This is a genomic window from Halobellus captivus (genome assembly GCF_007655485.1).
GTDB lineage: Archaea > Halobacteriota > Halobacteria > Halobacteriales > Haloferacaceae > Haloquadratum > Haloquadratum captivum.
In genome coordinates, this window is record NZ_VJXQ01000002.1 from 704,437 (window position 1) to 710,491 (window position 6,055).

Genomic DNA, 6,055 nt, shown 5'->3' on the forward strand with positions numbered 1-6,055 from the left:
GACGATGGCGAAACGAGATACTGCGAGTCAGGCTCCCATCGAAGACGAGATTGATGGCGTTTCCGCGCCATCGATTGACAACGACGGTGTCCCGTCGAAGTGCTTGTCGTTCGTGCTCCGCAGCGACTGGGGGCATTTCCGCCGAATTGACCGGACGGTAACCAAGCAGACTTACCGAATTCCGCCTCGAACAACCGTGGCTGGTCTCCTCGCGGCGATTGCAGGCGTCCGCCGCGACGGCTATTACGACGTGTTTGCACCTGGAACGTCCGCCGTCGCAATCACACCGGTAGAGCCGATTCGGACGGTTACGCAGCCGACGCTCGGACTCGGGACACACCCTGGCGAGACAATGGAAGCTGCGGGTGGTTCGGGTAAAAAGACGATCAGGGTCAAGTACCCGGACAGCACTGACAACCGCCAAATTCATAGCTACGAGTTACTTGTCACCCCGGCCTACCGAATCGACGTGGCCGTCGAAGACGACCGATTCTACAGTGTCCTCAAACATCGACTCGAAACGGACACCTCGTTCTACCCGCCATCGATGGGACTCTCAGAGTTCCTCGCGTGGATCGAGCCTATCGGCGATGACGGCCGTTTCGAGCATCGACCAGAACCGGTCGGAACTGGAGACTCAATTCAAATCAACAGTGCCGTTCCGGACGGAATCGACGAGATCGTTCCGCAGGCAGGCGTCACCTACGACGTCGAACGAGTCCCAGGCTATATGGAAGTTCACGACGGAGGTCGCCGGACGACGGGCTTCGTCGACTATGCATTTGCGAGTGAAACGCTAAAAATTCGCCCTGAGACAGTCTCTCCCGTGAACATCGACGGGCACGTCGTCGCGTTCGAGTAGCCAGCACCGACAACTATGCCAATCGACACCATCATTTCTCATCCTCGAGATAACCGGCCGGACTTCAAACTCGAGTGCCATCTTGATGACGCAAAGTCTCGAATGCTCACCCTCGGCCGGTTCGATGATTCGGCAGAGTGCAGTGAACAGCGAGTCGCGAGCGTCATCGGACTACTCCACGATTTCGGAAAAGTGACACCAGCGTTCCAACAGCACGTCAGAGACCGATATAGCGGGCCGCCACAGAAGACCTATCACGCTCGACTTGGTGCACTCGCGGCATTCTGGGTCGTTCAGGAAATCGGAGGTGACGACCGGGATGCACTCGCGGCGTTTATAGCCATCTCGCGACATCACGGTTCACTCCCGGACGTCGTCCCGCACGTATTTACGGACGTCTATGGGACCGAAACGGGGGAGAAGGATAACGTAAAAGGGTGGGCGACGGACCAGGTCGAGTCGATCCGAAAGCCAGATAATGAACTATACGCGCAAAAAGCAGAGGAATTGCTCGTCAGCGCTGGAGATAACACGACGACTTGGGACCGATTCGCTCGTGCAGTTGCGGACGAATCCGTATACGAGTCGCTGGTCAAACTGGTCTCTGAGTGGCGAGGGTACAGTCCAAAAGAAGACGTTGAGTCGCTCCCGTCTGAACTGTACGACAGGACGCTCAAGTACTGGGGTCATCTGACGCTCGCAGACAAGACCAGCGCAGCCGATATCCCGCTCTCGAAGCTCAAACGAGACTCACTCTCACTCGAAGTCCTCGATACGTACGTCGCGGGTCTGGAGGGGGATGGCGAGTTGGAACAGACGCTGAACAAGTTCCGGGACCAGGCCAGGGAAGCCGCACCGGAAAACGCCGTCGAACGGCTGCTTGACGATGGAGCCGACATCGGTCGGCTGACGCTTCCGACTGGTCTCGGGAAAACGTTCACCGGGATCACGACGGCGTTCACGCTCCGTGACGAGATTGCCGAACGGCACGGACTTGAGGAGGAGCCCACTATCGTCTATGCGCTACCATTCACATCGATTATTGAACAGACGCGTGAGATATTCGAGGACCCGAACATTTGGGGCGCGGATCCGGCTGGACACGCATTGACGATCCACCACTATCTGAGCGAGACGGTCACCCGAACCGATTCGGAGGTCGGAACAAACGGGGAGGCCGAAACCGACCAGCGAACCTATGCTGACGCGATGCTCGGAGAGAGTTGGCGGTCAGGAACGGTACTGACGACTTTCGTCCAACTGTTCGAGAGTCTCGCTGGCCCGACGAACAGCCAAGGACTCAAATTCCCTGCGTTACAGGACGCCGTAATCATCCTCGACGAGCCACAGGCCCTGCCGAAACGCTGGTGGGCGGCGATACCGCGACTCGTCCGAACGCTACGGACAGAATTCGATGCTACGGTGATCGTGATGACGGCGACCCAACCATCGCTGTTTGAGACTACCGACGACCTATCGGCTGTCGAGTTGCTTGACGACGTGGACGAGTATTATCACCATGCACGCCGAGTGCGATACACCATCGACGATTCAGTGTGGGCTCTGGGAGCTCCGGATGCAGAGACGATTCCTCTCGATCACGAAACCGCTGGCGAACGTATCGTCAACACAGTCTTCCACGGCGGAAACACGACGGCAACAGCCACCTCTACACTGGCAGTCTGCAACACGATCGCCAGTTCGAGGCGGTTGACCGAAACCGTCGAACAGGCGGCTGGAACGGCCGTAGAACATGTTGGGAAAACCTACAGGGAGATCCTCGAAGAGGCCGGGAATACTGCGGTGGGACAAAACGCTGCGGCCGATAGCCATCTCAGCGGAGTGGAACGTGTCGACCAGCTTGCATCGGCTGTCCTCAAGCGTCTCGGATTTACCCCCGACGGGGACTGGGACGGACCCGGAAACAGCTCTGTCAGCGACATCTCGTGGTCCTGGTCCAGACCAAGAAAACCGCCACTCCTCCTCGGGACGTTCAACTCGCGGTACCGACCGAAGGACCGACGCGTCCTCATCCGGCTGGCCGACGTACTGACGGACTGCAACGTCCCGTTCGTACTTGTCTCAACGCAAGCAGTTGAAGCTGGAGTCGACCTGAGCTTCGCCCGCGTCTACCGTGATCTTGCTCCACTTGATAGCATCGTCCAAGCAGCCGGACGCTGTAACCGATCGTTCGAATGGGGCAAAGAGAATGGCCGCGTCACGGTCTGGCTGCTCGATGATCCCGACGATCCAGAGGGGGGTATCGACCGAACGCCCACTAAGTACGTCTACGGTACTGACCTCGGCAGTCACCTGACGATTATCGCCGAAACACTTCGAGACACCCTCAAGACACAAGATGACGTTGACGAATTCACAGTGACGCGGCGCGCCGTCCCGACGTATTTCGAACGGATTCGAGAGAAAGCACTCGCCAGCCAAGAGCTGCTCGATCACATCGAATGGTGCGAAGCAAAGCAACTTGGCCGGAAATCACTCATTCAGGAGGATTATCCGACCGTCGATGTCCTCGTCGCGGTAACTGACCGAGAGAAGGACCTCCTTGAGTCAATCGGTGACGCGTTCAATGTCGGGGACACCCCCAGTGCCTACGAGCTCCTTCAGCAAGCGTCTGACCTTCGCGTGTCGATCCCGGCTCGCGACGCAGAGGGTGCACTCACCCAGGCAACGAGAGTCGACCGAAAAGAGCGCGGAGAGCAAGAAGGTGTACAGATTCTCGCCTATAGACCTGAGACGGCAGGAGGTTCTTACGATCTAGACGGCGGCGGATTCGTAGCGAACGACGAAGACGTGATCGCCGGCCGATTCACAGTACTATGAGCGAGGGCCCCAGTTATTCGAAGAAGAGCCGGATCGACGAGCTCATCGAACGTGAGCGGAATCCGCACCGTGAACCGCCCGTCCGGATCACCGGCTTGATGGTTCAGTACTATCACGTCTGCCGGCGGGAACTCTGGTTTATGTCCAGAGGCATCGACATTGACCGAAGTACGCCGAACATTCAGCGAGGAAGCTACACCGATGAGACGAGTTATCGGGATCGCCGGCGGTCATTCACGATCGACGGCCGGATCGCTCTAGATGTCCTTGACGATGGCGACGTGATGGAGGTGAAGGTCTCCTCGGCGCTCGAAGAACCACCACGGATGCAGCTGTTGTACTACCTCTGGTATCTGGATCGGATCCACAGTGTCGAGAAGTCGGGCGTACTGGCGTATCCACGTGAACGCTCTCGCGAGCAGGTAGAATTGACCGAGGACACCGCTATCAGCGTCGAGGAAACACTTGGCGGGATTATCGATATCGTCAATGCGGATAGCCCGCCGCCGCTCGAAAAGAAACCGTACTGCGATTCGTGTCTCTACCAGGACATCTGCTGGTTATAACTAATGTCACAGGATAACCACCACATCTTCGCCGACGGCGAACTGTCACGGAGCGAAGACACGCTCCGCATCGATACCCTCGAGGGCGAAACGAAGTACCTCCCGGTCGAAAGCGTCGGAACGATCTACCTGCACGGTCAGATCGACTTCAACACCCGAGCGCTCGGACTACTCAATGACCATGGGACAACTGTCCACGTCTTCGGCTGGAAGGATTACTACAAAGGTTCCTATCTCCCGAAGCGACAGCATCAGTCCGGAAACACGGTCGTCGAGCAGGTACGCGCATACGATGACGATGAGCGGCGTATGCGGATTGCTCGATCGATGATTGAGGCGAGTATCCACAATATGCGTGTGAATCTGAAGTATTACCATACCAGAGATTACAACTTCGCTACGGCGATTCACACGCTGGAGGACCAACGTGAGCGGGTGAGCACTGTCAGCGATGTCGCGGAACTTCTCGGTGTCGAGGCGACGGCACGTAAAGCGTACTACAGCTGTTTCGACGACATTCTCAGAGATCCGTTTGAGCTGACGCGAAGAGAGTACAACCCACCATCGAACGAAGCCAATGCTCTTGTTTCGTTTCTCAACGCGATGGTCTACACGACCTGTGTCTCGGCGATTCGAAATACTGCACTCGATCCCACCGTTGGCTACGTTCACCAACCGGGAGATAGACGATTTACACTGTCGTTAGACATTGCGGATATCTTCAAACCAATTCTTGCCGACCGAGTGATGTTCAGAGTAGTCAATCGACAGCAGTTAGGCATCAACGACTTCGAAAGAGAGCTCGAGGGATGTCTGTTGAACGAGGACGGCCGGTTGACTGTGCTGGAAGCCTACGAAGAAACGCTCGACCAAACCGTGGAACACCCCCGATTGAAGCGGAAGGTGAGCTACAAGACGCTAGTCCAGACGGACGTTTATTCGCTGAAAAAACATATCCTCACTGGCGAGCCGTACCGTCCCACAGAACGGTGGTGGTGACGATGTTCGTCCTCGTCACGTATGACGTGCCAGCCAAACGGACACGGATTTATCGAAAACTTCTGCGGAAACATCTGGAACACATCCAGTACTCCGTTTTCTACGGCGACATCACGGAGGGGCAACTTGTCACAATCCAAAACGAGATCCAGAACATCCTTGACTCAGACGACTCGGTCTATATATTCGAATCTAATATATCTGCCTCAGTTGAGTGCACCGTCCTCGGTGACGCAGACGAGCCGGGAAGCAAGTTCACATAAGTTTCGTCGACCCCCCGGGGGTTATCCCATAATCAGGGGTCAACGAAAACTCCATCCGCAAACCAAGGTTATTAGGCCATATAGTGCCAATATTCGTCATACTTTCAGAAGGACCCTTGATGGGTTGAAGGGTGATAGACGACGGCGTTACAATCGGACATATGCGCCTTTCAGAAGGACCCTTGATGGGTTGAAGGCACATCCTGTTCGAGCCGGAGCGTGACGCGTTGACTTTCAGAAGGACCCTTGATGGGTTGAAGGAACTCGTCGACGACGTAGAACGCCCCGTCCGACTCGCTTTCAGAAGGACCCTTGATGGGTTGAAGGTTGATAGACGACGGCGTTACAATCGGACATATGCGCCTTTCAGAAGGACCCTTGATGGGTTGAAGGCTCTCGTCGACGACGTAGAACGCCCCGTCCGACTCGCTTTCAGAAGGACCCTTGATGGGTTGAAGGTTACTCCGCTTCGATATTCGTCTTTCGTTGGACGTCCTTTCAGAAGGACCCTTGATGGGTTGAAG

At 56.2% G+C, this 6,055-nt stretch carries 6 protein-coding genes; 5 read left to right on the top strand and 1 reads right to left on the bottom strand.

Annotated elements, in window-relative coordinates; all coding sequences use genetic code 11:
- Positions 1-4: 4 nt before the first annotated feature.
- From cas5b to cas2, 5 genes are read left to right on the top strand one after another with little or no spacing between them, the layout of a single operon-like run.
- Positions 5-862, top strand: coding sequence for a type I-B CRISPR-associated protein Cas5b (gene cas5b, locus FJT57_RS08900; RefSeq protein ID WP_144904256.1), 858 nt, complete (start codon positions 5-7; stop codon positions 860-862).
- 15 nt (positions 863-877) lie between these two features.
- Positions 878-3,703, top strand: a complete 2,826-nt coding sequence (locus FJT57_RS08905) for a CRISPR-associated endonuclease Cas3'' (protein WP_144904258.1) — start codon at positions 878-880, stop codon at positions 3,701-3,703.
- Positions 3,700-4,269 carry a CRISPR-associated protein Cas4 gene (gene cas4, locus FJT57_RS08910; protein WP_238993948.1) on the top strand — a complete coding sequence of 190 codons (570 nt, stop codon included), beginning with the start codon at positions 3,700-3,702 and terminating at the stop codon, positions 4,267-4,269. The genes FJT57_RS08905 and cas4 overlap by 4 nt, the downstream gene beginning before the upstream one ends.
- Positions 4,270-4,272: 3 nt before the next feature.
- Positions 4,273-5,268: a type I-B CRISPR-associated endonuclease Cas1b gene (cas1b, locus tag FJT57_RS08915; protein ID WP_144904260.1), complete on the top strand. Its 996-nt coding sequence runs from the start codon at positions 4,273-4,275 to the stop codon at positions 5,266-5,268.
- Positions 5,269-5,270: 2 nt separating this feature from the next.
- The gene (cas2, locus tag FJT57_RS08920; RefSeq protein WP_144904262.1) at positions 5,271-5,531 is read left to right on the top strand and encodes a CRISPR-associated endonuclease Cas2; all 261 of its coding nucleotides are present in this window, start codon (positions 5,271-5,273) and stop codon (positions 5,529-5,531) included.
- 170 nt (positions 5,532-5,701) lie between these two features.
- Here cas2 and FJT57_RS17435 read toward each other — a convergent pair.
- The coding region (locus tag FJT57_RS17435; RefSeq protein WP_449405204.1) for a hypothetical protein at positions 5,702-6,055 on the bottom strand (354 nt) is incomplete at its 5' end.